This is a genomic window from Amycolatopsis sp. NPDC006131, assembly GCF_040614175.1.
GTDB classification, from domain to species: Bacteria; Actinomycetota; Actinomycetes; order Mycobacteriales; family Pseudonocardiaceae; genus Amycolatopsis_E; species Amycolatopsis_E tucumanensis.
Window position 1 is genome coordinate 55,320 of sequence record NZ_JBEXTX010000011.1, and the last position, 25,878, is coordinate 81,197.

A 25,878-nucleotide genomic window follows, 5' to 3' on the forward strand; every position below is an offset into this window, starting at 1 on the left:
CGCGCCGCCGCAGAACGCTTGGCGGCATGACCGAAAAACTCCTGATCGACGAGTACCTGCCCGAATACGAGGCGCACCAGCTGGACGCCGTAGTCGTCGAGGCGCCGCCGGACGCGGCCTATCGCGCGGTCCGCGACCTGGACCCGGACAAGGTCGCACAGGCCGTTCCCCTGCTGCGGGTGCTCGGCCGGGTCCGCGCTCTTCCGGCCGCGATCGCCGACCGGATCCGCGGCGACACCGAACCGCCACCGGAATCCCTGCCCGCCGAGGAGTACCAGGCGGCGTTCGTACTGCTCGACGAGCGGCCGGGCGCGGAGTTCGTGGTCGGCATGATCGGCAAGTTCATGACGGCGACGCAGCTGGAGTTCCGGCGGTTCGAGCCGGGCGAGTTCACCGGGTTCGAGGAGCCCGGCTACGGCAAGGTTGCGCTGAACTTCGTCGTCCAGCCGTACGGGCCGGGCCGGTCGCTGCTGACGACCGAAACCCGCACGGCGACGACGGATGCGTTGTCGCGCAACCGGTTCGCCCGGTACTGGACCGTGGTCGGACCGTTCGCCGGGTTCATCATGCGGCGATGGCTGCGCCTGGCGAAGCGCAACGCCGAGTCAGCCGAACGCGACGTGGTCCAGCCAGAAGGCCAGCAGTGACGCGTCCCCGGTGACGGCGAGCCCCTCCACCGGCCTGCGGCGGTAGACGAGCAGCAGCAGGTCGGTGAGCGAGCCGCGCACGGTGACCGCCGCGTCGGCGGGGCCGCGGCGCCAGCGGATGACGTCGCCGGTGAGGTCGACGAACCAGGACACCTCCGGCGCCTGCAACACGATCGTCCGGCCCGGCCCGAGCAGTTCCCGCTTGCGCGGGTCGATCTCGAAGTGCTGGGGCAGGACGTCCAGCTCCATCCACTCGTCGAGGGAGGCTGCCGCGACGTCCTCGGCGACGGTGAACTCCACGCCGGCGGCGAGGCAGGCGTCGGCACGGTGGACGACCGTCTCGTGCGCGAAGCGGCGCGCGAGGAACTCCGACCGGTTGAAGTCGAACGGCCCCCAGGTGGGTGCGTCGGGGCCGGCGTCGCGCAGCGTTTCCGAGAGCCGGCGCGCTCCCTCCAGCAACCACTGCGTGGGCACTTCGCCGGCGTCGTCACCGTGGAGTTCGCGCAGCTGGTCGTCGGGCAGGTACTCGAGGCTGCGCGTCCGGACGATCTCCTCGGCCCAGCGGTGCCCGCCGCCGATGTGGCGCAGCAGCATGCCCAGCGTCCAGCCGGGGCACGACGGCACCGGCGCGCGCAGGTCCGCGCCTGCGATGCCGGCCGTGAGCAGCTCGGTCTGGGTGACGATCTCGGCGCGGAGCCGGTCGAAGTCCACGGTTTCCCCTTTCGTCGTCTGACACGGGGAGGTCGGAACCGCGACCGGCTTTTCGACATCGGGCCGCACTGGCTTCCGGCCGATGGCGCGCCGACGTGCCCCCGACCGGGCACCGCGCACGCCGCACACCCACGAGGAAGCCGACCCTCAGCCCCGTTCCGCGTAGGCCCACGCCTCCAGCATCACGCGCGCGATCGACGAATTACCCGGCAGGATCAGTTCGCTCGTGCCGCCGAGGATGGGGACCGGGCGGCCCTTCGCCTCGAACGCCGCGCGCACCTCGGCCCGGGGCACCCACAGCGCGGCCTCGATTTCGCCGTCGGCCGGGACCAGTGGGCGCGACGCGTCCGCCTTCGCGGTGAAGCCCAGCATGATCGAGCGCGGGAACGGCCACGGCTGGCTGCCCAGGTACCGCACGTCGTGGACGTCCGCGCCGACCTCCTCCCGGATCTCCCGCACACAGCAGCCCTCGAGCGACTCGCCGGCCTCGACGAAACCGGCCAGCACCGAGTACCGCCCCGGCGGCCACACCGGCTGCCGTGCCAGCAGGACGTGCGAGCCGTTGACGCCCTCCTCGTCGTGCACCAGGCAGATGATCGCCGGGTCGGTGCGCGGGTACTCCTCGCGGCCGCACGCCTCGCACTTCGACGCCCACCCGAACTGCACCAGGTGCGTCGGGCTGCCGTCGCGCACGCAGAACCGCGCCTGCCGGTGCCACACCCGCAGCGCCTGGGCGGTGGTGAACAGCCCGGCCGCCGTGTCGTCCAGCTGGTCGCCGTGCGCCCGCAGCGTCACCCACAGCTCGCCGTCGACCCGCGGCGCCTCCTCGGGCACGCCCCAGCTGCCCGGGATCTCGACGATCTCCGGTTCGCCTTCCGGCTCGCCCGGCAGCGACCAGTAGTCGACGCCCTGCCACTCGCCGAGGAAAACCGCGTCCGCGGGCGGCTCCTCGCCGAACGTCAGCGCCTTGCGGGTGGCCAGGACGGCTTCGCCCTCGCGCACCGGCGTGCGCAGCTGCTTGTCCAGCAGCATGACCTGCGCGTCCGGCCACCGGGCGCGCAGGCGCTCCGGGTTGGTGCGCAAAGTCTCCTGCCGGTCCACAGTGGACCGGGAGAGCGTCGGGAGGCGGCCCAGCGTGAACGGTGCGACGGTCACTTGCCGGGCTCCCCCACGGTGACCCCGCCGAGCGCGGTCAGCTGCGGCGCGAGCGTGTCGGCGTCGCCGACCACGACACCGGTGAACCGGGCCGGGGCGAAGAAGTCGAGCGCGGCCTGCGCGACCTCTTCCACGGTGACCGCGGCGACCCGCCGCGGGTGCTCGGCCAGCCACTCCACACCGAGGCCGGCCGCGGTCAGCGCGGCGAGCTGGCTGGCCAGCCCGGCCTGCGACGACGTCGCGGTGAGCAGCGAGCCGACGGCGTACTGGCGCACCGACTCGACCTCCTCGGCCGTCGGCGGCACGACCGCGAGCCTGCCCAGCTCGTAGCGCGTCTCCAGCAGCGCGGCCGCGGTGACCTCGTTCGCCGTGTCCGCGTCGACCCCGACGGTCGCCGTGGTGCCGGTGAACTCGAACCCGGAGTGCGCGCTGTAGGTGTAGCCCTTGTCCTCGCGGATGTTCTCCACCAGCCGCGAGGAGAAGTAGCCGCCGTAGGTCATGTTCGCCAGCTGCAGCGCGGCGTACCGGGGGTCCGTGCGCGGCAGCGACTGCGCGATGAGCCGGATCTGCGACTGCACCGCGCCGGCCCGCGGCACCAGCAGCAGGTCGCCGCCGGTGACCTCGGGCAGGCCGGGCATCACGACCGCCGACGCGTCGGACGACCAGCCGCCCAGCACGCGCTCGACGTCGGCCGCGATCCGCTCCGGGTCGATGTCGCCGACGATCACCAGCACCGAACCACGCGGCAGCACCGCGGCGGTGTGCAGCGCGCGGACGGCCTCCGGCGTCACCTGTTCCACATCGGCGGCCTGCGGCACCTCGCGGGTGGCCGGGTGGTCGCCGTAGACGTGCTTGAGCAGCGCCTCGCGGGCGATCACCCGCGGCTGCGTGCGCGACACCGCCAGCCGCTCGACCAGCCGCGCCGACTCGCGCGCCACCTCGTCGTCCACATAGGACGCTCCGGTGAGCGTGTCGGCGAGCACGTCCAGCAGCGTCGGCAGGCCGGTGGCCAGGCCGTTGCCGGAGATGGTCAGCCGCTCCGGGTCGACCACGGTGTCCAGCTCGCCGCCGATCAGCGCCAGCTCGGTGTCGATCTCGATCCGGTCGCGCCGCGCGGTGCCGGTGAGCATGGTCTCGGCGAGCACCTCGGCGGTGGCGGCGTGCAGCGGCGCGGTGCCGCCGAACGGGATCCGCAGCCGCAGCTCCACCAGCGGCACGGTCGGCTTGCGGACCGCGAGCAGGCGCAGGCCGTTGGACAGCACGGTGTCCACGTGGGACAGATCCGCCGCGGCCTTCTGCGCGCCGAGCTCCGGGACCGGGCGCGGTCCGGTGGCGGTGCGGCCGATCTCCTCGGCGCTGCGGTGGTCGACGGACGTCACTTCGCTCCCCCTTCGGGCTCGACGAGCAGGACCGCGCGCGAGTCGGGCCGCAGCGCCTTGGCGGCGGCGGCCACGTCCTCGCCGGTGACGGCCGCCATCCGGTCCGGCAGCCGGGACACCAGGGACGGGTCCCCGTAGAGCAGTTCGAACGCGCCGAGCGACAGCGTCCGGGACATCAGCCGGTCGTGCTCGGCGTGCAGGCTCGCGCTCCAGCGCGCGGTGACCTTGGCCAGTTCCTGGGCGTCCGGCGGCGTGGCGGCGAGCTTCTCCAGCTCCTCGTCGACCGCGGCCAGCACCCGGTCGGCCGGGACGTCCGGCGAGTGGATGGCGGTGATCGAGAACGTGTCCGGGTCACGCGCCTCGAACGGGCCGAACAGGCCGGCGCCCGCGCCGATGTCGGTGACCAGCGGCTCGCGGTGCACCAGCCGCTGCTGCAGCCGGGAGCCGTCGCCGTCGGTCAGCACGCCGGCCAGCACCAGGTTCGCGAGGTAGGCGTCCAGCTCGCCGACCGGGTCCGGCATCCGGTAGCCCACCGCCAGCGCGGGCAGCGGCGCGTGCGGATCGGTGTGGTGGCCGCGGACCTCGCCTGCGGGCGGCGGCTCGGCGAACGAGCGCTTCGGCGGCGCGGGGCGGTGCGGCACGTCGCCGAAGTGCTTCTCGATCAGCTCGCGCGCCCGGTCCGGCTCGAAGTCGCCCGCGACGGTGAGCACCGCGTTGGCCGGCGAGTAGTAGGTGTCGAAGAAGGCCGCGCAGTCGTCCAGGCTGGCCTGCTCCAGATCGGTGAAGTCGCCGTAGCCGTTGTGCGCGTTGGGGAACGTCGAGTAGAGCACCGGCGGCAGGAGGATCCACGGGAACCCGCCGTAGGGCCGGTTCAGCACGTTGAGGCGGATCTCCTCCTTCACCACGTCGATCTGGTTGGCGAGGTTCTCCCGCGTCAGCTTCGGCGCGCGCATGCGGTCGGCCTCGAGGAACAGCGCGCGCTCCAGTGCCGCGGAGGGCAGCACCTCGTAGTAGTCGGTGTAGTCCGGGTGGGTCGACCCGTTGAAGGTGCCGCCGCTGGACTGCACGATCTTGAAGTGCGCGAGCTTCTCCAGGCTCTCGCTGCCCTGGAACATCAGGTGCTCGAACAGGTGCGCGAACCCGGTGCGCCCCTCCGGCTCGGAGCGGAAGCCCACGTCGTAGTGCACGGCGACGCCGACAACCGGAGCGGTCGGGTCCGGCGCGAGCACTACGCGCAGGCCGTTGTGCAGGGTGAAGCGGGAGGTCTCGGCCATGGGCCCCACCATACGGCCATCACGAGGCCGGGGTCCGGCGACGGTCCTGCAGGGCAACGAGGAATTCACCGAGAGCGAACGCGGTGTCCGGCGCCGGCCGTCCGAGGGCCAGCGCGTAGGGCACGAAGCGGTCACCGGCGGGCAGTCCGGCCGGGTCGCGCAGGCGCCGGCCGAGGGTGCGGCCGCGGCGGGTGCGATCCGGGAGGAACCGGGCAGCGAGCGCCAGTGCGAGCCCGGTGAGCGTGAGGATCACGCCGAGCTGCGCGTAGCCGGTGGTGAGCGCGAGGACGATCGTCAGGAACAGGCCGTAGCAGGTGATCCGGATGCCGGCCCGGCGCGCGCGGCCGGGTGGGCGGAGCCAGCCGCGGCGGATCGCGTCGGCTTCCAGGTCCTGGAGGGGGTCGTCGCCGTCGAGGACGCGGCGCTCGAAGCCGGTGAGCCGGTCGTCGGGCGGGTGGGCCGGTCCGGCGTCCGGCCCGAGGTAGCCGCGGATGGCCAGGTCGACGGCGGTGACGACCACCGGGTCCGTGCCGCGGAGCAGCGCGATGTGGCCGGGCAGGACGCCGTCCGGGGTGGCGAACGGTTCGGCGGTGAACCCGGCGGGCAGGGGCGGGCGTGGGCGGCGGGCGAGCAGGAGTGACACGGCCCCGGCGAGGAGCAGTAGCCCGAAGGCGGCCCATGCCCACGCGACGGGTGCGGTGAGGACGAACGCGCCGGCCAGGGTCTTCGCCGGCTGGACGCGGGCGTTGGCGGGCACGGTGCCGGGTGGCAGGTCGACCGCGATGTCCAGCGTCTGCCCCGGTTCCAGGCGCTGGCCGGAGAAGCGGGTGAGGCCGGTCTGGTCGTTCTGCGCGGCCGTGCAGCCGGTGCAGCGGACGCCGATCGCGATGCGCGGCGCGGCGAAACTGGCGCGGACGAGGGTGCGGGCCGTGTCCCAGCCCTCCAGGGTCCAGGTCACCTCGAGGTGGTCGCCGGCGTCCCGCACGGCACCGTCCACTGTGTACCGCAGGACGGAGGTGCCGGGGTTGAGGGTGACGGTGACGGCGTCCGCGCGCCGCTCGGCCGTGCCGGAGCCCTCGATGCCGAGGTCGCGGAGGGAGTGCACGCGGTCGCGGTGGTCGCCGGCCGGCGTGCGGAGCTCGATGGTCCGGGTGGTGCGCTGCTGCACGTCGACCGCTTCGACGACCGAGAGCGAGCCGTCGGGCTGGAGCCGCATCTCGATCTCGGCGCTGGCCGGCAGCGCCGGAAGCGGCGGGGTGACCAGCAGCAGGGCGGCGCACAGCCATCGCACTCGCGCAGGTTAGCGGGCGAGAAGTCGCGCGATGGCGGCGGTGATGTCGGCGGCGAGGCGGTCGTCGACCGGGGCGTGCCTGCTGAGCAGGCGGTACCACATGGTGCCGAACGCGAAGTCGACGACGAGCGGGAGCGGGACGTTCTCGGCGAGCTGTCCCGCCTCGACGCCCTGTCGCAGGAACCGGTGCAGGACGTCGCGCCGCGGGCCGATGACCGTGCCCTGCAACCGGTCCGACAGCGCCGGGTCGTTCTGGGCGTCGGCCATCAGGCCGACCAGCGCACGCCCGGTCGACTCGTGGGTGAGCGCGAACGTGCGGGCGAGGATCCGCTCGATGTCGCGCAGGGCGTCGCCGGTGTCCTCGTCGAGCCGCGGTTCGCGTTCGCGGAGGTCGATGAGGGCGTCCAGCAGCACCTGCGCCTTGTCCGGCCACCAGCGGTAGACGGTCTGCCGCCCGACACCGGCCTCGTCGGCGATCGCCTTGATCGTGACCTGCGGGTAGCCGTCGCGGTGGCAGATGCGCAGTGCGGTGTCCAGGATCGCGCGCCGGGCCTCTTCGCTGCGGGGGCGTCCTCTCATGCGGGGCACTTTACAAGACACCGTGACTCGAATATGTTTGCGGTACACAGTGTCTCGAAATTGGAGGAGAGATCGTGACCGAACGAGTCGTGATCCTGGGTGGCACCTCGGGCATCGGGCTGGCGACCGCCCACCGCATGGCCGACGGCGGGCGAGAGGTGATCGTGACCGGGCGCGACGCCGGGAAGCTCGACGCCGCGCTGGCGAAGCTGGGCGACGCGCGGGGCGAGATTGTCGACGCGCGGGACTACGAGGCGCTACAGTCGTTCTTCGCGTCGACCGGGCCGGTGGACCACCTGGTCGTCACAGTGACCGGGGCGCCGGGGACGACGGCCTTCCCCGACCTGACGATGGACGGCCTGCGCGAGGGCGTCGAGGGGAAGCTGGTGCCGCACACCGCCGCGGCGCGAGCGGCGCTGCCGGTGCTGCGGGGTTCGCTGACGTTCGTGACGGCGGCGTCGGCCGGAGCGGCGATGCCCGGGACGGCCGCGCTGGCCGCGGTGAACGCCGGGATCGAAGCGATGGTGCCGGTGCTGGCGGTGGAACTGGCGCCGGTACGGGGCAACGCGGTGTCGCCGGGTGTGATCGACACGGCCTGGTGGGATTTCCTGGACGCGGACGCCAAGGCGGAGACCTTCACGGCCATCGCGGCCGGGCTGCCGGCGCGCCGGGTGGGCACGCCGGACGACATCGCCTCGGCGATCGCGTTCCTGACGGACAACACCTACACGACCGGCGTGGTGCTCCGGGTCGACGGCGGCGGACGGCTGGCGTCGGCGGCCTGATCCGGGAGCGCGACGGTCGCCGCGGCGGTGGGTCGCCTGGCGCCTGCGGTGGCGGGACTGCCGCTGCCCCTGTGGGTTGGCGGCAGCTCGCGACCCGGCTTGATCCGGGATCACCGCGCGAATCGCCGCGGCAGCGGCGGGAGCGCCTGGCAGCTGCAGCTGTGCCGGCAGCCCGATCCGGCCGGCTATCAGCTCGGCGGAGCGAACCCCCGCGGCGGCGTCGGCTCCCCCGGCTCTGCTGTCGGCGGCGGGGCCACCGGCGCAGCGGCGACCGGCGCACCCACCTGGGGTGCGCCCACCTGCCGCGCTGGCGCCTGTGGCGCCCCCACCTCCGGCGGGGGTGCCACGACCGGCGGCGCCCCCACTTGCTGTGCCCCCACCTGCGGCGAGGGTGGCACCACCGGCGACGCGCCCGCCTGCTGCGCCGCCATCTGCTGCGCCCCCACCGGCGTTCCCATGTATCCCCCAGCCCGGCGCCGCCGCTCGGCCAGTACCGCTTGCAGGTACGCCCACGGCGGCACGCCCCACGGGGGCGGCGCGCCGATGCGAGCCGCGACGTCCTGCACCAGCTGGTGGCCCAACGGGTCCCGCGCGCGGTCGCTCAGCTCGGCGTACCGCGCCAGGTACTGCCGCGCCATCAGGGCCAGCTCGTCGCTCAGCCCGGTCAGGTCGAGCTGCGCCGCCCAGCCCGCCAGCGCCGGCGGCATCGTGATGTGCGGCGCGACCGTCCGCGGCGCCCGCTCCCTGATCACCACCGTGCCGGCCAGGTAGTCGCCGACCCGCTTGGACCGCGGCGAGAACAGCGACACGAACAACGCGACCGCGCTCCACGCCAGCACCGGTCCGAAGTCGACGATCGCGCCGGCCAGCGCCCGCGTCAGGGCCTGCCGGAAGCGGACCGGGCCGCCGTCGTCGCGCACCACGCGCAGCCCCATCGCCATCTTGCCGAGCGTGATCCCCCGGCCGAGCGTCTCGAACAGCACCGAGTACCCGACCCGCACCAGCACGAAGAAACTGAGCGCCAGCGCGGCCAGCAACGCCTCGTCGGTCACCCCGGACACGGTGAGCGCCAGCATGAACAGCAGGAGCGCCCCGGCCTGGACCGCAACGTCGATCGCGAACGCCGCGGCCCGGCTGGCGACCTGCGCTATCGGCAGCTCCAGCACGACGGCCTCGCCGGTCACCAGATCGGGTTCGCCTGTCACCGCCCCACTGTAATCTGCCCCCATGGACGTGGACCTGTTCGTCGCGGCCCACCGCGCCGAATGGGCCCGGCTGGACCAGCTGCTGGCCACCCGCAGGCTGACCGGTCCGGAGGCCGACGAGCTGGTCACCCTGTACCAGCGGGCCGCGACGCACCTGTCCGTGGTGCGGTCGTCGGCGCCGGACCCGGCGCTGCTGTCCTGGCTGTCGTCGCTGGTCACGCGTGCCCGCTCGGCCGTCACCGGGTCGCACAACCCGGCCTGGCGCGAGGTCGGGCTGTTCTTCGCGCAACGCTTCCCGGCCGCGGTCTACACGACGGTCCGGTGGTGGCTGCCCGCCGCGCTGGTGTCGGTACTCGTGGGCGGGCTGATCGGGGCGTGGATCGCGGGCGACCCGCAGGTGCAGGCGAGCATCGCCGCGCCGGAGGACATCCGGGCGCTCACCGAACCGGGCGGGCAGTTCGAGACCTACTACTCCAGCAACCCGGCCGCCTCGTTCGCCGCGCAGGTGTGGACGAACAACGCCTGGGTCGCGGCGACCTGCCTGTTCTTCGGGGTGCTGCTGGGGATTCCGGTGCTGGTCGCGTTGTGGCAGAACGTGCTCAACGTCGGCCTGTCGGCCGGGTTCATGGCGGCGGCCGGGCGGCTGGACGTCTTCTTCGGCCTGATCACCCCGCACGGGCTGCTGGAGCTGACCGCGGTGTTCGTCGCGGCGGGCACCGGGCTCCGTCTCGGGTGGACGGTCATCAACCCCGGCCGGCGGTCCCGCGCGGCAGCGCTCGCGCAGGAAGGCCGGGCGGCGGCGGGGATGGCGCTGGGGCTGGCGTGCGTGCTGCTGGTGTCGGGCGTGATCGAGGCGTTCGTGACGCCGTCCGGGCTGCCGACGTGGGCGCGGATCGCGATCGGAGTGGCCGCCGAGGTGCTGTTCCTGGTGTACGTGTTCGTGCTGGGGCGGCGCGCCGTCCGGGCCGGGGTCACCGGGGACGTGGACTCCCGGCATCGCGGTGACCTGCTGCCCGAGGCCGGTTGACACGCCGCTGCCCGGGATTGTCGGTGGCCGGCTCTATGGTGATGGGCATGCGGCTGGAGCTTTCCGATGACACGTACGCGCAGGTGACGGCCCTCGCCGAGGCGGCGGGGCAGTCCGTGGGCGAGTGGGTTCGGGCTGCCGTGGAGCGCGAGGCGTACCGGCAGCTGTGCGAGCAGCAGGCGCGGTGGAACGCCGAGCACCCCGAGCAGGTGCGCGCCGCCGCGGACGACTGGCGTGCCCGTGGCTCTTCGGCCGCGTAGAGGACAGATCTGGGCGGTGTCCGGCGGCTCGCGGCGGGTGCTGGTCTTCTCGGGCAACATGCTGAACGACATCGACGACGAGCACGTGGTGACGATGGAGGTCATCGAGCACGCCGTGCCGCTCAGCGTGGCCACCGGAGCGGGCGGCTGGGTGCGGTACACGTGGCTGGACCACGTGCCGAAGGAGTCGCTGACGCGGCAGCTCGGCGAGGTGCCGGAGGAGCTGATGCAGCGGCTGAGCACGCGCCTGTTCATGGTGATCGCGACCGACTGACGTCGCCGGCCGGCTCGCGCGCCTGGCGGTGGAACTTGCGCGGCTGAGCGAGCGTGGGACTCACGGTGAGCGCGATGCGGCGGACGCGAGGCCGTGGGCGCCGGCGCGGGCGCGAAGCCGGCGGATGCGAGGTCTGCGATCCCGGGGGCGCTTTCTGCGCTCGCGGACGAGTCCCGCGTTTACCGGCGCGAGGCCGGCGAGTGCGGGTGCGAGGCCGGCGGCCGCGAGGCGGCGGTCGCGGGCGGGATCGGCGGGGGTGCGGCCCTACAACCGGCCCGCGGCCTTCAGCGCCAGGTACCGGTCCGCGAGCGCGGGAGCCAGCTCGTCCGGCACCGCGTCCACCACCTCGACCCCGCGCTGCGCCAGCAAACCAGTCACGTGGCGACGCTCCGCCAGCGTCCGTTCGGCGGCCGCCGCTTCGTAGACCGCTTCCGCGTCGCCGCGGGCGCGGGCCATCGCCGCGACCCGGGGGTCCGCCACGCCCGCCACCAGCAACTGGTGCCGCCCCACCACGGACGGCAGCACCGGCAACAGGCCCTCCTCCAGCGGCGCCGCGTCCAGCCCGGTCAGCAGCACCACCAGCGACCGCCGCCGGACGCGGCGCAGCACCTCGGCCACCATGCCGCGCGCGTCGGTCTCCACCAGGCTCGCCTCAAGCGGCGCCATCGCGTTCACCAGTCCCGGCAGCAACTCCCCCGCCGCCAGCCCGCGCACGTCCGCCCGCACCTGCCGGTCGTAGGCGAGGAAATCCACCCGGTCCCCCGCCCGCGAAGCCAGCACCGCCAGCAACAGCGCGGCGTCCATCGCGGCGTCGAGGCGTGGCGCGTCCCCGACCCGGCCCGCCGACGTCCGCCCGGTGTCCAGCACCAGCAGCACCCGCCGGTCCCGCTCGGGACGCCACGTCCGCACCATAACGTCCGCCGCCCGCGCCGACGCGCGCCAGTCGATCGACCGCACGTCGTCGCCGATCACGTACTCCCGCAGCGAGTCGAACTCCGTGCCCTCGCCGCGCACCAGCGCCGCCTGCCGCCCGTCGAGCTGCTGCAGCCGCGCCAGCCGCGACGGCAGGTGCCTGCGGCTGCGGAACGGCGGCAGCACCCGGACACTGCCCGGCACCCGGTGCGAACCCTGCCGCCCGGCCAGCCCGAGCGGTCCCAGCGCGCGCACGGTCACCCGCGCCGAGGACCGGTCGCCGCGCCGCACCGGCGTCATCCGCACCACGACCGACCGCCGCTCCCCCGGCGGCACCGCGATCCGGAACCGGTCCTGCTCCACGCCAGCGCTCGGCGGCCACGCGTCCCGCAGCAACCCACGCAACGCGCGGGAACCGGGGTTGGTCACCGACAGCGCGACCTCGACCGGCTCGCCGAGCCGCACCGACGTCGACCCGGACCGCGCGAACACCAGCCGCCGCACGGACGCCGCGAGCAGCAGGTCCACGGCCACCAGCAACGCGATCACGCCGAGCACCGCGAGCACACCGGTCCACGACGGCACCCCGAGCGCCACCACGACGATGCCCACGAGCGCCAGCAGGCCGGCCCGGCCGGTGATCGCCATGTCAGCGCGGGACGGGGACGGTGGCCAGCACGCGCTCGATCACGCCGTCCGCGGTCGCGCCCTCCAGCTCGGCCTCCGGCCGCAGGTCCAGCCGGTGCCGCAGCGCGGGCCGCGCAAGCGCTTTCACGTCGTCCGGCGTCGCGAACCCGCGGCCGGACAGCCAGGCCCACGCCCGCGTCGCGGCGAGCAGCGCCGTGGCGCCACGCGGGGACACGCCGATCCGCACCGACGGCATCGCGCGCGTCGCCCGGCACAGGTCGACGATGTAGCCGAGCACCTCCGGCCCGACCGTCACCCCGGCGACCGCGGCGCGCGCGACGGCGAGCTGCTCCGCACCCGCGACCGGCCGCACCCCGGCGGCGGACAGGTCACGCGGGTCGAACCCCTGCGCGTGCCTGGCCAGCACGCCGATCTCGTCCTCGCGCGTCGGCAGCGGCACGGTGAGCTTGAGCAGGAACCGGTCCAGCTGCGCCTCCGGCAGCGGGTAGGTGCCCTCGTACTCCACCGGGTTCTGGGTGGCGATGACGGTGAACGGGTCCGGCAGCGGTCGCGGCCGCCCGTCGACCGACACCTGCCGCTCCTCCATCGCCTCCAGCAGCGCGGACTGGGTCTTCGGCGGGGTGCGGTTGATCTCGTCGGCGAGCAGCAGGTTCGTGAACACCGGCCCCTCGCGGAAGGAGAACTCGGCCGAGCGCGAGTCGTAGACGATGGAGCCGGTGACGTCGCCGGGCATCAGGTCGGGCGTGAACTGGATGCGCGTGGTGTCCAGGTCCAGCGCGGTCGCCAGGGCCCGCACCAGCAGCGTCTTCGCCACCCCCGGCACGCCCTCGACGAGCACGTGCCCGCGGCACAGCAGCGCGATGATGAGCCCGGTGACCGCGGCGTCGTTGCCGACCACCGCCTTCCCGACCTCGGCGCGCAACGCGACCAACGCGTTCCGGGCGTCCGAAGTGGTGTCCGTGCTGGTCAACTGATCTCCCTCTCGATGCGGTCCAGCTCGTCGGCGAGGCGGACCAGACCGGCGTCGTCCCCCGGCGCCGGACCGTACAGAAGCTCCCCGACGGCCGCGGCGGGCCGTCCGGTGCGGGCCGCGACCGCGGCGACGACGGCCGCCGGTTCCGCGCCCGCGCCGAGGCCGAGCAGCGGGCGCACGCGGTCGATCGCCGCCTGCCGCAGCGTAGACGCGGCGTGGCCGGCCGCACCGGCGCGGCGGTAGAGCCGGGCGCGGCCCTCGGTGGTTTCGGCGGCGCGGACGACGACCGGCAGCCGTTCCGCCACGACCGGCCCGAGCCGGCGGGCCCGCCACAGCGCGAACAGCACCGCGGCCACGCCAAGCTGGACCGCGCCGAACAGCCACGGGCGCGGGATGAGGTCGGTGAACGACCGCGCCACGATCCCGGCGCCCGCGTCCCCCGGCGTCGGCACATACCAGACCAGCGTCGCGTGTCGGCCGAGCAGGCGCATGGTCAGCGCCGCGTCGCCGGCCTCGTCGAGCCGGTCGTTGGTCATCGGCGCGCCGCCACCCAGGATCGTGGTGGTGCCGCGGTCGCCGGGCAGCTGCAGCAGCGTGCCGTCGTAGCAGCCGCGCGCCCGGCCGTGCGCCTCGTAGGTGAAACCGCCCAGCACCGCGTTGCCCGCGGCGACCGCGCCGGCCACCGTGCACCCCGGCTCGCGCGCGGCGGGCTCGACCTCACCGCTGACGACCACGCCGGGCGCCAGGATGTCGAGCACCGGATCGTCGGGGCCGACCAGCACCGCGTCCGTGGCGCGGGACCGCAGCGCGGCGAGCCGGCCCGGTGCGACGCGGCCGGGGGCGGTCACGAGCAGGGTGGCGTCGCCCTGCAGCGCCGCTTCGGCCTCGGCGTAGGTCCGCGCGGGGACGATCCGCACACCCTCCCGTTCGAGCAGCCGCGCCAGCGCGCGCGAGCCGCCGGGGGCGGCCGAGTCCGGGTCGAGCGAGCCGCGCTGCTCGCCTGCCGAGCTCAGCAGCACAATCACCGCGCCGATGAGCACGATCACCGCGATCACCAGGGGCGCGCGAGCCGCCCGCCAGATCCGGCGGGAGTCGGGGGACACGCTGGTCACGCCGGCACCTCGGGACGGGTCCGGCGGACCAGCTCGTCGAGCTCGGCCAGGTGCCGGTAGCCCTCGGCGGTGGCCGGGCGGCCGCCGTAGTGCACGGCGTCGAACAGCTCCGCGCCCTGCCGCAGCGCGTCGCGGGCGGACGGCAGTGAACCGGCCGCCTCGCGGGCCGCCTCGTCCGCGGTGCGCCCGGCGCGTTCGTCCAGCACGCCGCGCTCTTCCAGCGTCCGGACCACGGCGCGGAACCGGTCGCGGACCGCCGCGTCCAGCTCGCCCGCCGCGAAGGCCCGCTCGGCCGCGTCGCGGTAGTCCTGCGCGGTGCGCGACTGGTCCGCGAAGACCACGGCGGGCCGTCGCGCGGACCGGGCGAGCGGCCCGACCCGCAGCCGCACCACCACGATCACCAGCACCAGCACCGCGATCAGCACCAGCACGCCGAAGCCGCCGCCGGGCACCAGACCCGACGCGCTGGTGAACAGGTCGGATATGCGTTCGGCGAGCCACCCGATCGCCCGGTCGAACCAGCTCGGCTGCGCCAGGGCGTAGGCGGGGTCGGAGAGCTCGGCCTCGGCGGCGCGGCGCGCGTCGTCGGCGTCGACGACGACCGGGACGTCGGCGAGCCGGATCAAGCGGTGCCCGCCGCCCGCGCCAGCTGGAGGTCCATGCCCTCCTTGCGCATGCGCTGGTCGATGTAGAGCAGGGCGGTGGTGTTCGCGACGAACGGCTGCACGATCGTCTGGGCGATCACCTGTCCGACCGCGACGAGCAGCAGGGCGCCCCAGCCGGCCGGGACGGCCTCACCGGTGAGCACGTCGGTGCCGCCGGCGCCGAGGCTGAACGGGATGTCCACGAGGTACTGCAGCACGGTCGCGATCACGCCGGCCAGCAGCAGGATGCCGAAGCACCGCCACCACGAGCCGGACACCAGCTGCCGGGACCGGGACAGCGCCTGCCCGACCTTCGCGCGCTCCAGCACGAGCGCGGGCGTGGTGAGGCCGAACAGTGTGTAGAGCCAGATGCCCGGGATCAGGCACAGCACCGAACCGGCGGCGACCAGCAGGACGTAGACGATCGTGGCGCCGAGCAGCGGCAGGAACCGGGGCTTCGCCTCGGCCATCGCCTCCGCGAAGGTCACCGGCTTGCCCAGCACCGCCTTGCCGATGACGACGGTCAGGAAACCGGACAGGAAGGTCTGGGTGAGCACGGTGATGATCACCGCGACGCCGGTGATCAGCGCCGTGTCGCCGAGCACGTCCAGCGCCGCGTCCTGGATCTGCTGGTCGGTGGCGGCCGGGCCGAGGTTCTGCAGCGTCTGGACGTCCGGCAGCAGGTAGCGGCTGGCCAGCAGCTGCAGCACCGCGCCGATCACCGCGACGACCGCCGACGCGCCGAACACCAGCGCCGGGTGGCGGCGCATGGTCGTGATGGCGCCGTCCAGGATCTCGCCGACCGTCAGCGGGCGCAGCGGGATCACACCGGGCTTGCCGTAGCCGGGGCGCGGTCCCCAGCCCTGCTGCTGGTAGGGCGCGCCCGGCGGGGGCGGCGCGGGCGGCATCGGGTTGCCGGCGGGAGGCGTCGGGTCTTCGGGCCGGTCCTTGGGATCGGGGCCGGTCCAGCCTCCGGTGTCGCTCATCGGGTGTACTCCAACTCGCTGCGGGTCGCTTCGCCGCCCACTCTCGCAGAGCGGTCCGGCACCGGCCACGGGTGGCACGCGGCCGCCGCCGAGTCGTGATCTCACTCGCGCGGCACGCGCGCTGACTATGCTGGCGCCCGATGACGCCTCCGCCGCAGCGCCCACGGGAACCGTTGCCGCCGCCCTCCTCCGCGCCGCGGCACCGGGCACAGCGTCGTTCCTCGCGGCCGGTCACCGCGTTCGTGCTGAGCGCGGTCGCGGTGCTGCTGGCCGGGCTGGTGGTGTTCATCGCGGTCGGCAACGGCACGGACCCGTCGTCGCCGACCGTGGCGGCGCCGACGACCACCGCGGTGAGCGGCGGCAACGCGGCGGGCGCGGCGACCGGCTCGGTGGACGGCGAGAAGATCCTGGAGCTGGCGAACCACCCGATCCTGCGCAACCCGGACGACGGCCTGCAGAACTTCGCCTGCGACCTGCCCGAGTGGCACAGCGACCAGGCGTCCGCCGAGGCCTTCTTCACCGCCGCCGACCAGTGCCTCAACGAGGCGTGGGGCCAGTTCCTGGAGCGGTACAACCTGCCGTTCACGCCGCCGAACCTGCACTTCCCGACCGGCACCCACTTCACCACCGCGTGCGGCACGATCGCGGTGAGCGTGGCGACCGCGGCCTACTACTGCGACGACAACCTGTACGTGCCGTTCCGCGGGCTGCAGACCGACCAGTACGGCGACAACCCAGGGGTTTACCTGGCGCTGTTCGCGCACGAGTACGGCCACCACGTGCAGGAGGTCGCCGGGATCATGGACGCGGTGTGGCAGCAGATCTACGCCGTCGGGCAGAACACCCCGGCGGGCCTGGAACTGTCGCGGCGCAAGGAGCTGCAGGCGCAGTGCTTCTCCGGGATGTTCCTGGGCGCCGTGGTCGACCGGGGCGGCTCGGTGACGCGCGACATGTACGCCAAGGCCTGGCGGGACCAGGACACCCGCGGCGACAACACCTCGGGCAGCTCCGACCACGGCAGCAACGCGCACTACGCGCAGTGGTGGCGGACGGGCGCGCAGTTCAACCGGATCGCGAAGTGCAACACGTTCGCCGCACCGGCGTCCGAGGTCAGCTGACTCGCCTGGCGGCCGCGCTTCGGGCCTGCTCCGCCGCACGGCGCCTCGACGAGAGGCGTCGCCCAGCGCGGCGGCCGAGGAAGGTGACGCGAAACGAGATGTCGACCGGGCCTTGGGAAGCGGCGGTTCGCGTTGTTGCACGCGCCCGCGGATTCTGGCACTCCCGCCCAACTCCCTGCGGTCGGTCGACGCTCGACATCGCACCGGCGCCCAAGGTGAGCTGACGCGCTTGGCCGCGCGACCGGTCCGCAGTCAGCCCCCGCGCAGCCGGTCGGAACTCAGCCCTCGCGAGCCATCTCGCCCGACGCCCCCGGGATCAGCTGACCGTCGCTGCCCGCCGGGGGCCGCGGTGGACCAGGAACGCGTACGTGCCTCCGCCGAGGCAGCTGAGCGCCAGCAGCGCCAGCCCGATCGGGCGGCGCAGGTCGTCGTGGCCGGTGACGACGTCGGCCAGGTGCACCTGGATCTCCCCGTCCCCCACCGAGGCCGGCACGGTGACGTCGACGCGGTCGTTCTGGTCGTGCCCGCACGCGTCCAGGGTCCCGGTGCGCACCTGCCCGCCGACCGTGATCTCCACCGCCTCCTGCGGGTTCGGCTCGGAGCACTCGGCGCCCTTGGTGACCGTGGCCTGCGCGACCGTGCCCTGCGCGGCGGCCGCGGTGCCCAGCATCCCCGGCCCCGCCCACCACACGGCGGTCACGATGGCGATGCCGACCAGCACGGCGACGGCGAGGGTGTTCCAGCGCAGCACGATCCCCATGCTTCCAGAAGCGCCGGGTGAAGCACAGCCGCCGACGGGCTGCCGAGATCTATCACTCAACCCGGTCGGCCGGGGTCACTTTCTTCACGTAGAGCAACCGGTCCCCGGGTTCGATGGCGTCCACGGCGGCCGCGTCCACCCGGTACAGCTCCCCGTCGCGCACGACGCCGAGCACGATGTCCGGCAGGTGCCGCGGCGAACCGCCCTCCTCGGACTTCTCCGCGGGGCGCTCGGCGATCGCCAGTCCCGACTCGGGCGTGAGCAGGTCCTCGAACATGTCCACGACGACCGGCGTCGACGTCGCCATGCCGAGCAGCCGTCCCGCGGTCTCGCTCGACACCACCACCTGGTTCGCGCCGGACTGCTTGAGCAGGTGGACGTTCTCCGCCTCCCGCACCGAGACCACGATGTGCGCCTTGGGGGCCAGCTCCCGCGCGGTGAGCGTGGCCAGCACCGCCGAGTCGTCCCGGTCCGCGGCGACGACGACCGCGCGCGCCCGCTGCACGGCCGCCACCCGCAGCACGTCCGACCGGGTGGCCGACCCGTGCACGGTGACCAGGCCGAGCGCGGCGGCCGCGTCCAGCGCCTGCTGGTCGGTGTCCACCACGACGATCTTGTTGGGCTCGATCGCCTCGTCCCCGAGCAGGGTCTTGACCGCGGCCCGGCCCTTGGTCCCGAACCCGACGACCACCACGTGGTCCCGCACCTTGGTCCTCCACTTCTGGATCCGGAACGCCTGCCGCGACCGCTCGGTCAGCACCTCGAGCGTGGTGCCGACCAGGACGATGAGGAACAGCACCCGCAGCGGCGTGATCACCAGCACGTTGATCAGCCGTGCCGAGCTCGTGACCGGGGTGATGTCACCGTAGCCGGTGGTCGACAGCGACACCGTGGCGTAGTAGAACGCGTCGAGCAGCGACAGGCCGTCCTCGTTGACGTCCCGGTAGCCGTCCCGCCCCAGGTAGACGATGAACACCGCGGCGACCAGCGCCAGCAGTGCACCGAGGATCCGTCTGCCGATCGACCGGATCGGGCTGAGGGCCGGCTCCGGCATCCGGACGACGCCGACGAGCGAGTGGTCCGGTTCGTCCGCGACACGCACCCGCGGATCGTAAGCGATCATGTGAGGCCTCGCTAGGGCTGTGGCACGCTGCGGAGCAGATCACGCAGACCGTCCGCGTCGAGCAGGTCCACCGGGCGCAGCGTGTGGTCTTCGCGCACGTAGTGGAAGGCGGCCCGCACCTTCTCCAACGGCGTTCCGGACAGCGACGCCCAAGCCAGACGGTACGCCGCCAGCTGCACGGCGAGCGAGGCCATCCGGCCCTCCTCTGGCACGGCGCCGGTCTTCCAGTCCACGACCGTCCAGCCGCCGTCCGGGTCGGCGAACACCGCGTCCATCCGCCCGCGCACGGTCACGCCGTCGACCTCGGTGGAGAACGGCACCTCCACCTCGTGCGGGGTGCGCGCGGCCCACGCGCTGCGGTCGAAGGCCTCCTGCAGCGCTTCGAGTTCGTCGTCGCCGGCCTCGTCGGGGTCGGCGGCGCCGGGCAGCTCGTCGAGGTCGAACAGGCGGTCGCCGGCGAAGCGGCGCTCCAGCCAGCCGTGGAAGGCGGTGCCGCGGCGAGCGAACGTGTTGGGCGGCACCGGCAGCGGGCGGCGCAGGCGGCGGGCCAGGCCGGCGGGGTCCGCGGCGAGCTCGACGAGCTGGCTCACCGACAGGTGGTCGGGCAGCGCGACCTGCTCGGCCGTACCGCTGCGCCGGGCGAACTCGGCGAGCAGGACGTCGGTGTCGGCGATCCAGCCGTCCGGGTCGTCCTCGTCCTCTTCGTCGACCTCGCCCTCGGCCAGCGCGGTGCGCACCAGGTCGGCGCCCTCGTGCACGGCGTCGCGGCGGCCGGTCAGCGGGTCGGACGGCCACTGCGCCGACCGGGCCTGGCTGACCAGCGGATTCTCCTCGTCGGCAGGCGGTTCCTCGGCCCAGGCGGCGACCTTGCCGACGCCCTCCTTCGCCAGTTCGCCGACCTCCAGCAGGAAGTCCGACGGGCCCTTGGGGCGGGTGCTGGTCTCGTTCCACCAGTGCCCGGACACGATGAGCGCGCGCTCGGAGCGGGTCAGCGCCACGTAGCAGAGGCGGCGTTCCTCGTCGGCCTCGCGCTCGGCGAAGTCCTGCTCGTGGATCTCGAAGGCCTCGATGACCTCCTTGCGGTCCATGCCGTCGGACACGCGCAGCTTCGGCAGGTCCGCGGAGTCACCGCGCAGCGCCGCGGGCAGCGAGGTGACCGTGCGCAGCCACGACGAGGACCGGCGCTTGTTCGGGAAGACCTCGCGCGCCAGGTGCGGCACGGCGACGACCTCCCACTCCAGGCCCTTCGCGGAGTGGACGGTCAGCACCTGCACCCGGTCCGGCACCACCTCGACCTCGCCCGGGGTGAGGCCGTCCTCGGCGTGCGCGGCGGTGGCGAGGTAGTCCACGAAGGACATCAGCGTGGCGGTCGGCGAGGTCTCCGCGAAGTCGGTGACCACGTCCGCGAACGCGTCCAGGTGCGCGCGCCGGGCGCTGCCGGGGCGGGCCTGCGCTTCCACGTCGAGCAGCATGGTCCGCTCCACGTCGGCGACCAGTTCGGGCAGCGACTGGTCCAGCCGACGGCGCAGCGCGGCGAGTTCGTGGCCCAGTTCCCGGATCCGGCGGTAGCCCTCCGGCGAGTAGCGCTTGGGGTCACCCGGGTCGTCGAGGGCGTCGATCAGCCCGGTCTGCTCGGCGCGTTCGGCGAACAGATCGTCCACCTTGGACTCTTCGGTGGGCGGGGGCGCGGAGATTTCGTTGGCGCGCCGCCACAACGCGGCCAGGTCGGCGGCCGCCAGACGCCAGCGGGCGCCGGTGAGCAGGCGGGCGGCGGCGGTGCCTGCCAGCGGGTCGGCGAGGACGCGCAGGGTGGCGACGAGGTCGGCCACCTCGGGTTCGTCGAGCAGCCCGCCGAGTCCGACGACCTCGACCGGCAGTCCGCGGGCCCGCAGCTCGGCGGCGATCGGGGCCATGTCGGCGCGGCGGCGGACGAGGACGGCGGCGGTGGGCGGGGCGCCGTGCTCGGCCTGGTGGGCGAACCACCTGTGCGCCAGGGCGTCGGCGACCCACTCGCGTTCGGTCCGGATGTCGGGCAGCAGGGCGACTTCGATGTCGGCGGGCGGCGCGCCGTCGCGGGCGCGGAGCCGTTCGACGCCGAGGCCGCGCTGCCGCAGTGGTTCGGCGATGCCGTTGGCGAGGACGAGGACTTCGGCCGGGTTGCGGAAGCTGGTGAGCAGGCCGTACTCGCGGGCGGGTTCCAGGCCGGGGCGCGGGAAGTCGGTGGTGAAGCGGGGCAGGTTGGCCGCGCTGGCGCCGCGCCAGCCGTAGATGGCCTGCGCGGGGTCGCCGACCGCGGTGACCGGCAGCGGTTCGTTCTCGACGCCGCCGAAGAGGGCGCGCAGCAGGATGCGCTGCGCGTGGCCGGTGTCCTGGTACTCGTCGAGGAGGACGGCGCCGTAGCGGGCGCGTTCGCCCTCGGCGACGGCCGGGTGGTTGTCGGCGAGCGTCGCGGCCAGTGACATCTGGTCGGCGAAGTCGAGCGCGCCCTCGGCCCGCTTGCGGCGCTGGTACTCCTCGATCAGCGGGATGAGCGCGAGGCGGAACTTCTGCGCGGCCACGATGTCGGTGAGCGACTTCGGCATGGCGGCGCGCTGGCCCTTGGCGCGCGGGGCCCGTTCGATGAGATCGCAGAGCCAGCGCGTGTACTCGGCGAGTTTTTCTTCGGTGACCAGGTGTTCGCCGAGTTCGCCGGTGAGAGCGAGCAGTTGCGCGGTGACCGACGCCGGGACGCGGTCGGTGTCCAGGTCCTCGTCCCAGGTGGAGACCACGCGGTGGGCGAGCTGCCAGGAGCTGGTCTCGGAGAGGAGGCGGACGCCGGGCTGGACGGGCAGGCGGAGGCCGTGCTCGGCGAGGAGGCGGCCGGCGTAGGCGTGGTAGGTGAGGACGGTGGGCTCCCCGGCGACGACCGCGGCCCGGCGCGCGCCGCCCGGGTCGAGGCGGTCGAGGAGGCCCGAGCCGGCGAGGCGGCGCAGGCGCGCGCGGACGCGGTCGGCGAGCTGGCGGGCGGCCTTGCGGGTGAACGTGAGGCCCAGGACGCGCTCCGGGGTGACGAACCCGTTGGCGACCAGCCAGACGACGCGGGCGGCCATGGTCTCGGTCTTGCCGGCCCCAGCCCCCGCGACGACCAGCGCGGGCTCGATGGGCGCCGCGATGACCGCCGCTTGCTCCGGGGTGGGCGGGTGGAGGCCGAGCGCGTGGGCGACTTCAGCTGGGGAGGCGATCTCGGTCATGGGTTGGCGGGTTCAGCTCGGGTGGCGGGTTCGGCTCGTGTGGCGGGTTCAGCTCGGTGGGCGGGTTCAGCTCGGTGGGCGGGCTCGACTCGGGTGGCGGGCTCGACCCGGGCGGCAGACTCGGCCCGGGCGGCAGACTCGGCCCGGGCGGCAAGCTCAGCCCGGGCGACAAGCTCGGCCCGGGCGGCAGACTCGACCCGGCCAGCGAGCTCGACTCGGTTGGCGGGCTCGGCTCGGTTGGCGGGCTCGGCTCGGTTGGCGGGCTCGGCTCGGTTGGCGGGCTCGGCCCGGGTGGCGGGCTCGACTCGGGTGGCGGGCTCGACTCGGGCGGCAGGCTCGGCCCGGCCGGCCCGGGCGGCAAGCTCAGCCCGGCCAGCGAGCTCAGCCCGGCCAGCCAACTCGGCCCGGCCAGCGGGCTCGCCCCGGCCAGCAAGCTCGCCCGGGGCGGCAAACTCGCCCCGACCAGCAAGCTCGCCCCGACCGGCAAGCTCGGCCCGACCGGCCCGGGCGGCGGGTTCGGTCATGGGTCGGCTCCCGGGCTGGTGGGCGCCGGCGATTCTCCTCATGGGCCCGTCACCTGCCTGCCCTCCGGGCGCAGCGGGCACGATCCCTTCGCCGGGCAGCGGTCGCAGTCCGGGTTTTCCGTCGCGTCGTACTCCGGGCCCGTCGCCGACGCCGCGACCTTCCGCACCAGCTCCAGCCACTCGCGGCCGCTCTCGTCGTCCAGCGGGGGCTGCTCCCGCACCGTCGCGCCGGTCTTGTTGTGCGCCTTCGCCAGGTACACCAGCTTCGCGCCGCCCGGGCGCTTCCCGCCGCCGAACGCGCCCAGCAGCACCGACAGCTGGTATGCCGCCAGCTGCGGGTTCAGCTCGGCGTCCGCGGCGCTCACCGCGGTCTTCCCCGTCTTCAGGTCCACGATCACCGGCCGGCCCTCGGCGTCGTGCTCCAGGCGGTCCACCCGGCCCCGCAGCTTGACCAGCAGACCGTCACCACCGACCGGCAGCTCCACCTCGATGTCCTGCTCGATCCCCATCTGCTGCAGCTCGTGCCGCGAATTGTGCAGCCACGCCAGGAAGTTGCGCACCATCTGCTCGACCCGGTTGCGCTCCCGCCGCGAGAACCACGGCGCGCCGGCGTCGACCTTCGCCCACGCGTCGTCCAGCGCGCGGCGCAGCCCCTCGTCGTCCATGCCGTCCGCGGCGGCCTGCGCCAGCTCGTGCACCAGCGTCCCGGTGATCGCCGCCAGCTGGGCCGGGTCGGAGCCACCGTGCCGTTCGATCAGCCACCGCAACGGGCACTTCTTCAGCGTGTCCACAGTGGACGGCGAAATCCGGATCACGTCGCCCTCGCCGTAGAGCGGGGTGTCCGTCGACGTCTCCACCAGGCCGTACCAGGAATCCGGGTGCGCGCCGGGCACCCCGGCCCGCGCCAGCCGCGCCAGCTGCCGCGCCGCCCGCGCCCGCCGGTCCGGCGGCACCTCCGGGTCGCACACCGCGCGCCGCAGGTCGCCGACCAGCTCGGCCAGCACCAGCGACCGGCCCGGCGGCTTGACCCGCGAGTCCAGCCCGGACTCGTCCGCGCTGTTGGCCTGCAGGTCGTCGACGAACCGCGACGGCTGCTCGTCCTCCCCGATCACCGCGCTCACCAGCAGCGTCCGCTTCGCGCGGCCGAGCGCCAGGTAGAACAGCCGCCGCTCCTCGGCGAGGATCGGCGCCGTCGCGGACACCGTCTCCTCCTCCAGCCCGGACAGCAGGTCCACCAGCCGCTCGACGCCGAGCAGCGACCCACGCAGCCGCAGGTCCGGCCAGCTGCCCTCCTGCACGTTCGCCACCGCGACGACCGTCCACTCGCGACCGGCCGCGCCGTGCGCGGTCAGCATCGACACGCCCTCGCCGCGCATCGCCACCGGGGCGAGGCTGTCGCCCGCGATGTTCTGCGACGACAGGTAGTCCGCGAAGGCCGCCACGCTCGCCTTCGGCAACCGGTCGACGTAGTTGCCCGCGGCGTGGAACAGCGCCACCACCGCGTCCAGGTCGCGGTCGGCCTGCGCGCCCAGCGTCCCGCCACGGCCGGACAACCGCACCCACCGCTTCTGCAGGCCGCTCTCCCGCCACACGTCCCACAGGACCTGCTCGACACCGGCGCCCCTGGCGATCGCCTCGCGCGCGACCGCGATCAGCCCGCCGACCCGGCGGATGGGCGCGGCCTCGGCCTCGGCCAGCCCGCCGAGCTTGTCGTTGTCCCGCAACACTTCCACGAGCAGCTCGTCGCTCGACCGCTCGCCGCCGCCTGCCAGCTCCAGCCGCCGCAGACCGCGCCGCATCCGGCGCAGCGCCAGCGGGTCGGCGCCGCCGAGCGGGGACGCCAGCAGCATCTCGGCGGTGTCGACGTCGAGCAGCTCCGGATCACCGGCGACGCGCAGGACGGCGAGCAGCGGCCGGACCGCGGGCTGGCGGGCCAGCGGCAGCTCGTCGGCCGCCGACGCGATCGGCACGCCCGCGGCGCGCAACGCCCGCTGCAGCACGGGGAACGACCGTCCCGGCGAGCGCACCAGCACGGCCATCTCCGACCACGGCACGCCGTCGATGAGGTGCGCGCGGCGCAGCTGGTCGGCGACCCAGCTCGCCTCGGCGGACGGGGTCGGCAGCAGCCGGACCTTGACCTCGCCCTCCTCGGACGACGGGTCGACCTCGATCGCGCGGTGCCGCTGCGCGCCCGGCAGGGTCGCACCGAGCTTCGTCACCGCCTCGTGCACGGCGAGACTCAGCCGGTGGGTCCTGGTCAGGGTCACCGTCCGGCCGCCGTCGGCGTCGGCCCGCGTGAGCAGGCCCGGGTCAGCGCCGCGGAAGGAGAAGATCGCCTGGTCCGGGTCGCCGGTCACGACGAAGTCCTCGGCCGCCGTGCCGAGCAGCCGCAGCAGGCGGAACTGCAGGTGGTCCAGGTGCTGGGCGTCGTCGACGAACACGTGCCGAATGCGCGCCTGCTCGCGTGCCAGCAGGTCGGGGTCGCCCTCCAGCTCGACGAGCGCGCTCGCGACCAGCTCGGCGGCGTCCAGCGCGGGCGAACCGGGCGCGCCGAGCGCGTTGCCGCCCGCGCCCTGCAGGACGGTGACCTCCTCGTACTGCCGCCAGAACACCCCGGCCGCGACCCACTCCGGACGGTCCTTGCGCCGCCCCAGCTTGACCAGGTCCTCCGGGCCCAGACCCCGCTCGGCGGCGCGCAGCAGCAGGTCTCGCAGCTCCTCGGCGAAACCGGGCACGGCCAGGGCGGGCCGCAGCTGTTCGGGCCAGTCCGGTGCGCCCTCGGCGAGGTCGCCTGCCAGCAGGTCACGGACCACCACGTCCTGCTCCGGACTGGACAGCAGCCGCGGCGCCGGCACGTCCTGCAGCCCGGCCTGCAGGCGCAGCAGGGAGAACGCGTACGAGTGAACGGTGCGCACGATCGGCTCGCGGATCGTGCGGGGCACGCCGTCACCCGCGGTGACGCGGCGGGTGATCTCGGCACGCAGGGCGTTGGCGGCGCGGCGGGACGCGGTGAGCACCAGCAGGCTCTCCGGATCGGCGCCGCCGGAGATGCGGGCCGCCGCCGCGCTCGTGATCAGGGTGGTCTTGCCGGTGCCCGGTCCACCGAGGACGCGGACGAACCCCCGGGGCGCTGCCAGCACCGCCCGCGCGTCGGCGTCCCAGCGCTCCGGGCGCGGCTCGGGGACGGGCAGCCGAACCAGCCGCGCGCCCGCCCGGGACCGGGTCCCCTCTCCGCTCACGTCTGGCATGGAATCACGACCG

At 74.4% G+C, this 25,878-nt stretch carries 22 protein-coding genes; 6 read left to right on the forward strand and 16 right to left on the reverse strand.

The features are described 5' to 3' along the window. Positions 1–26: 26 nt before the first annotated feature. Entirely contained in the window at positions 27–647 is a 621-nt protein-coding gene (locus tag ABZ215_RS09115) for a hypothetical protein (RefSeq protein ID WP_354711456.1), read from the forward strand. Here ABZ215_RS09115 and ABZ215_RS09120 read toward each other — a convergent pair. From ABZ215_RS09120 to ABZ215_RS09145, 6 genes are all read right to left on the reverse strand, one after another. Then, positions 606–1,358, reverse strand: coding sequence for a maleylpyruvate isomerase family mycothiol-dependent enzyme (locus ABZ215_RS09120; RefSeq protein WP_020419742.1), 753 nt, complete (start codon positions 1,356–1,358; stop codon positions 606–608). The two genes, ABZ215_RS09115 and ABZ215_RS09120, sit on opposite strands and share 42 nt — an antisense overlap. Positions 1,359–1,505: 147 nt before the next feature. Continuing rightward, positions 1,506–2,513 carry an NAD(+) diphosphatase gene (gene nudC / locus ABZ215_RS09125; RefSeq protein ID WP_354948932.1) on the reverse strand — a complete coding sequence of 336 codons (1,008 nt, stop codon included), beginning with the start codon at positions 2,511–2,513 and terminating at the stop codon, positions 1,506–1,508. Continuing rightward, positions 2,510–3,892 carry a pitrilysin family protein gene (locus ABZ215_RS09130; protein WP_354948934.1) on the reverse strand — a complete coding sequence of 461 codons (1,383 nt, stop codon included), beginning with the start codon at positions 3,890–3,892 and terminating at the stop codon, positions 2,510–2,512. The genes nudC and ABZ215_RS09130 overlap by 4 nt, the downstream gene beginning before the upstream one ends. Next, positions 3,889–5,166 carry a pitrilysin family protein gene (locus ABZ215_RS09135; protein ID WP_354948936.1) on the reverse strand — a complete coding sequence of 426 codons (1,278 nt, stop codon included), beginning with the start codon at positions 5,164–5,166 and terminating at the stop codon, positions 3,889–3,891. Before ABZ215_RS09135 ends, ABZ215_RS09130 begins: the two co-directional genes overlap by 4 nt. Before the next feature lie 19 nt (positions 5,167–5,185). Further along, complete coding sequence (locus tag ABZ215_RS09140; RefSeq protein ID WP_354948938.1) at positions 5,186–6,457, reverse strand: DUF2207 domain-containing protein; 1,272 nt, start codon at positions 6,455–6,457, stop codon at positions 5,186–5,188. 9 nt (positions 6,458–6,466) lie between these two features. Further along, entirely contained in the window at positions 6,467–7,036 is a 570-nt protein-coding gene (locus ABZ215_RS09145; protein WP_020419747.1) for a TetR/AcrR family transcriptional regulator, read from the reverse strand. Between the two features lie 74 nt (positions 7,037–7,110). On the opposite strand from ABZ215_RS09145, the gene ABZ215_RS09150 reads away from it, so the two are divergent. Continuing rightward, complete coding sequence (locus tag ABZ215_RS09150) at positions 7,111–7,821, forward strand: SDR family oxidoreductase (RefSeq protein WP_354948940.1); 711 nt, start codon at positions 7,111–7,113, stop codon at positions 7,819–7,821. A gap of 188 nt (positions 7,822–8,009) precedes the next feature. On the opposite strand, the gene ABZ215_RS09155 is transcribed toward ABZ215_RS09150, so the two are convergent. After that, on the reverse strand, positions 8,010–9,026 hold the full coding sequence (locus tag ABZ215_RS09155; protein ID WP_354948942.1) for an RDD family protein: 1,017 nt from the start codon (positions 9,024–9,026) through the stop codon (positions 8,010–8,012). A 22-nt stretch (positions 9,027–9,048) separates the two neighbouring features. Here ABZ215_RS09155 and ABZ215_RS09160 point away from each other — a divergent pair, with 22 nt between their 5' ends. Genes ABZ215_RS09160 through ABZ215_RS09170 form a run of 3 tightly spaced genes read left to right on the forward strand, consistent with a single transcriptional unit; the run spans position 9,049 to position 10,587 of the window. Further along, on the forward strand, positions 9,049–10,053 hold the full coding sequence (locus ABZ215_RS09160) for a stage II sporulation protein M (RefSeq protein ID WP_237337674.1): 1,005 nt from the start codon (positions 9,049–9,051) through the stop codon (positions 10,051–10,053). Between the two features lie 47 nt (positions 10,054–10,100). Beyond that, positions 10,101–10,313 (forward strand): ribbon-helix-helix protein, CopG family, encoded by a 213-nt coding sequence (locus tag ABZ215_RS09165; protein ID WP_157360654.1) that lies wholly within the window; start codon positions 10,101–10,103, stop codon positions 10,311–10,313. After that, positions 10,288–10,587: a hypothetical protein gene (locus ABZ215_RS09170; RefSeq protein ID WP_228684924.1), complete on the forward strand. Its 300-nt coding sequence runs from the start codon at positions 10,288–10,290 to the stop codon at positions 10,585–10,587. The genes ABZ215_RS09165 and ABZ215_RS09170 overlap by 26 nt, the downstream gene beginning before the upstream one ends. Before the next feature lie 264 nt (positions 10,588–10,851). On the opposite strand, the gene ABZ215_RS09175 is transcribed toward ABZ215_RS09170, so the two are convergent. The 5 genes from ABZ215_RS09175 to ABZ215_RS09195 are packed head-to-tail and all read right to left on the reverse strand — an operon-like array spanning position 10,852 to position 15,862. Next, positions 10,852–12,147, reverse strand: coding sequence for a DUF58 domain-containing protein (locus ABZ215_RS09175; RefSeq protein WP_354948944.1), 1,296 nt, complete (start codon positions 12,145–12,147; stop codon positions 10,852–10,854). Position 12,148: 1 nt separating this feature from the next. After that, complete coding sequence (locus ABZ215_RS09180) at positions 12,149–13,117, reverse strand: MoxR family ATPase (protein ID WP_027936125.1); 969 nt, start codon at positions 13,115–13,117, stop codon at positions 12,149–12,151. Then, on the reverse strand, positions 13,114–14,232 hold the full coding sequence (locus ABZ215_RS09185) for a DUF4350 domain-containing protein (protein WP_354948946.1): 1,119 nt from the start codon (positions 14,230–14,232) through the stop codon (positions 13,114–13,116). The genes ABZ215_RS09180 and ABZ215_RS09185 overlap by 4 nt, the downstream gene beginning before the upstream one ends. Further along, positions 14,229–14,858 (reverse strand): DUF4129 domain-containing protein, encoded by a 630-nt coding sequence (locus ABZ215_RS09190; protein WP_354948948.1) that lies wholly within the window; start codon positions 14,856–14,858, stop codon positions 14,229–14,231. Before ABZ215_RS09190 ends, ABZ215_RS09185 begins: the two co-directional genes overlap by 4 nt. Further along, the gene (locus ABZ215_RS09195; protein WP_354948950.1) at positions 14,855–15,862 is read right to left on the reverse strand and encodes a hypothetical protein; all 1,008 of its coding nucleotides are present in this window, start codon (positions 15,860–15,862) and stop codon (positions 14,855–14,857) included. The genes ABZ215_RS09190 and ABZ215_RS09195 overlap by 4 nt, the downstream gene beginning before the upstream one ends. 242 nt (positions 15,863–16,104) lie before the next feature. On the opposite strand from ABZ215_RS09195, the gene ABZ215_RS09200 reads away from it, so the two are divergent. Continuing rightward, on the forward strand, positions 16,105–16,980 hold the full coding sequence (locus ABZ215_RS09200; RefSeq protein WP_020419757.1) for a neutral zinc metallopeptidase: 876 nt from the start codon (positions 16,105–16,107) through the stop codon (positions 16,978–16,980). A 316-nt stretch (positions 16,981–17,296) separates the two neighbouring features. Here ABZ215_RS09200 and ABZ215_RS09205 read toward each other — a convergent pair whose 3' ends face one another. The 4 genes from ABZ215_RS09205 to ABZ215_RS09220 form a co-directional block, all read right to left on the reverse strand. Beyond that, the gene (locus ABZ215_RS09205; RefSeq protein ID WP_354948952.1) at positions 17,297–17,740 is read right to left on the reverse strand and encodes a hypothetical protein; all 444 of its coding nucleotides are present in this window, start codon (positions 17,738–17,740) and stop codon (positions 17,297–17,299) included. A gap of 52 nt (positions 17,741–17,792) precedes the next feature. Continuing rightward, positions 17,793–18,863, reverse strand: coding sequence for a potassium channel family protein (locus ABZ215_RS09210; protein WP_354712482.1), 1,071 nt, complete (start codon positions 18,861–18,863; stop codon positions 17,793–17,795). 11 nt (positions 18,864–18,874) lie between these two features. Next, positions 18,875–22,093: a UvrD-helicase domain-containing protein gene (locus tag ABZ215_RS09215; RefSeq protein WP_354948954.1), complete on the reverse strand. Its 3,219-nt coding sequence runs from the start codon at positions 22,091–22,093 to the stop codon at positions 18,875–18,877. Between the two features lie 562 nt (positions 22,094–22,655). Next, positions 22,656–25,865 (reverse strand): ATP-dependent DNA helicase, encoded by a 3,210-nt coding sequence (locus ABZ215_RS09220; protein WP_354948957.1) that lies wholly within the window; start codon positions 25,863–25,865, stop codon positions 22,656–22,658. Positions 25,866–25,878: the final 13 nt, after the last annotated feature.

Coding starts and splice junctions, on each gene's coding strand:
- ABZ215_RS09165 (WP_157360654.1), top strand. CDS start 10,101: ATGCGGCTGGAGCTTTCCGATGACACGTACGCGCAGGTGACGGCCCTC.
- ABZ215_RS09205 (WP_354948952.1), bottom strand. CDS start 17,740: ATGGGGATCGTGCTGCGCTGGAACACCCTCGCCGTCGCCGTGCTGGTC.
- ABZ215_RS09220 (WP_354948957.1), bottom strand. CDS start 25,865: ATGCCAGACGTGAGCGGAGAGGGGACCCGGTCCCGGGCGGGCGCGCGG.
- ABZ215_RS09160 (WP_237337674.1), top strand. CDS start 9,049: ATGGACGTGGACCTGTTCGTCGCGGCCCACCGCGCCGAATGGGCCCGG.
- ABZ215_RS09195 (WP_354948950.1), bottom strand. CDS start 15,862: ATGAGCGACACCGGAGGCTGGACCGGCCCCGATCCCAAGGACCGGCCC.
- ABZ215_RS09115 (WP_354711456.1), top strand. CDS start 27: ATGACCGAAAAACTCCTGATCGACGAGTACCTGCCCGAATACGAGGCG.
- ABZ215_RS09135 (WP_354948936.1), bottom strand. CDS start 5,166: ATGGCCGAGACCTCCCGCTTCACCCTGCACAACGGCCTGCGCGTAGTG.
- ABZ215_RS09175 (WP_354948944.1), bottom strand. CDS start 12,147: ATGGCGATCACCGGCCGGGCCGGCCTGCTGGCGCTCGTGGGCATCGTC.
- ABZ215_RS09215 (WP_354948954.1), bottom strand. CDS start 22,093: ATGACCGAGATCGCCTCCCCAGCTGAAGTCGCCCACGCGCTCGGCCTC.
- ABZ215_RS09145 (WP_020419747.1), bottom strand. CDS start 7,036: ATGAGAGGACGCCCCCGCAGCGAAGAGGCCCGGCGCGCGATCCTGGAC.
- ABZ215_RS09210 (WP_354712482.1), bottom strand. CDS start 18,863: ATGATCGCTTACGATCCGCGGGTGCGTGTCGCGGACGAACCGGACCAC.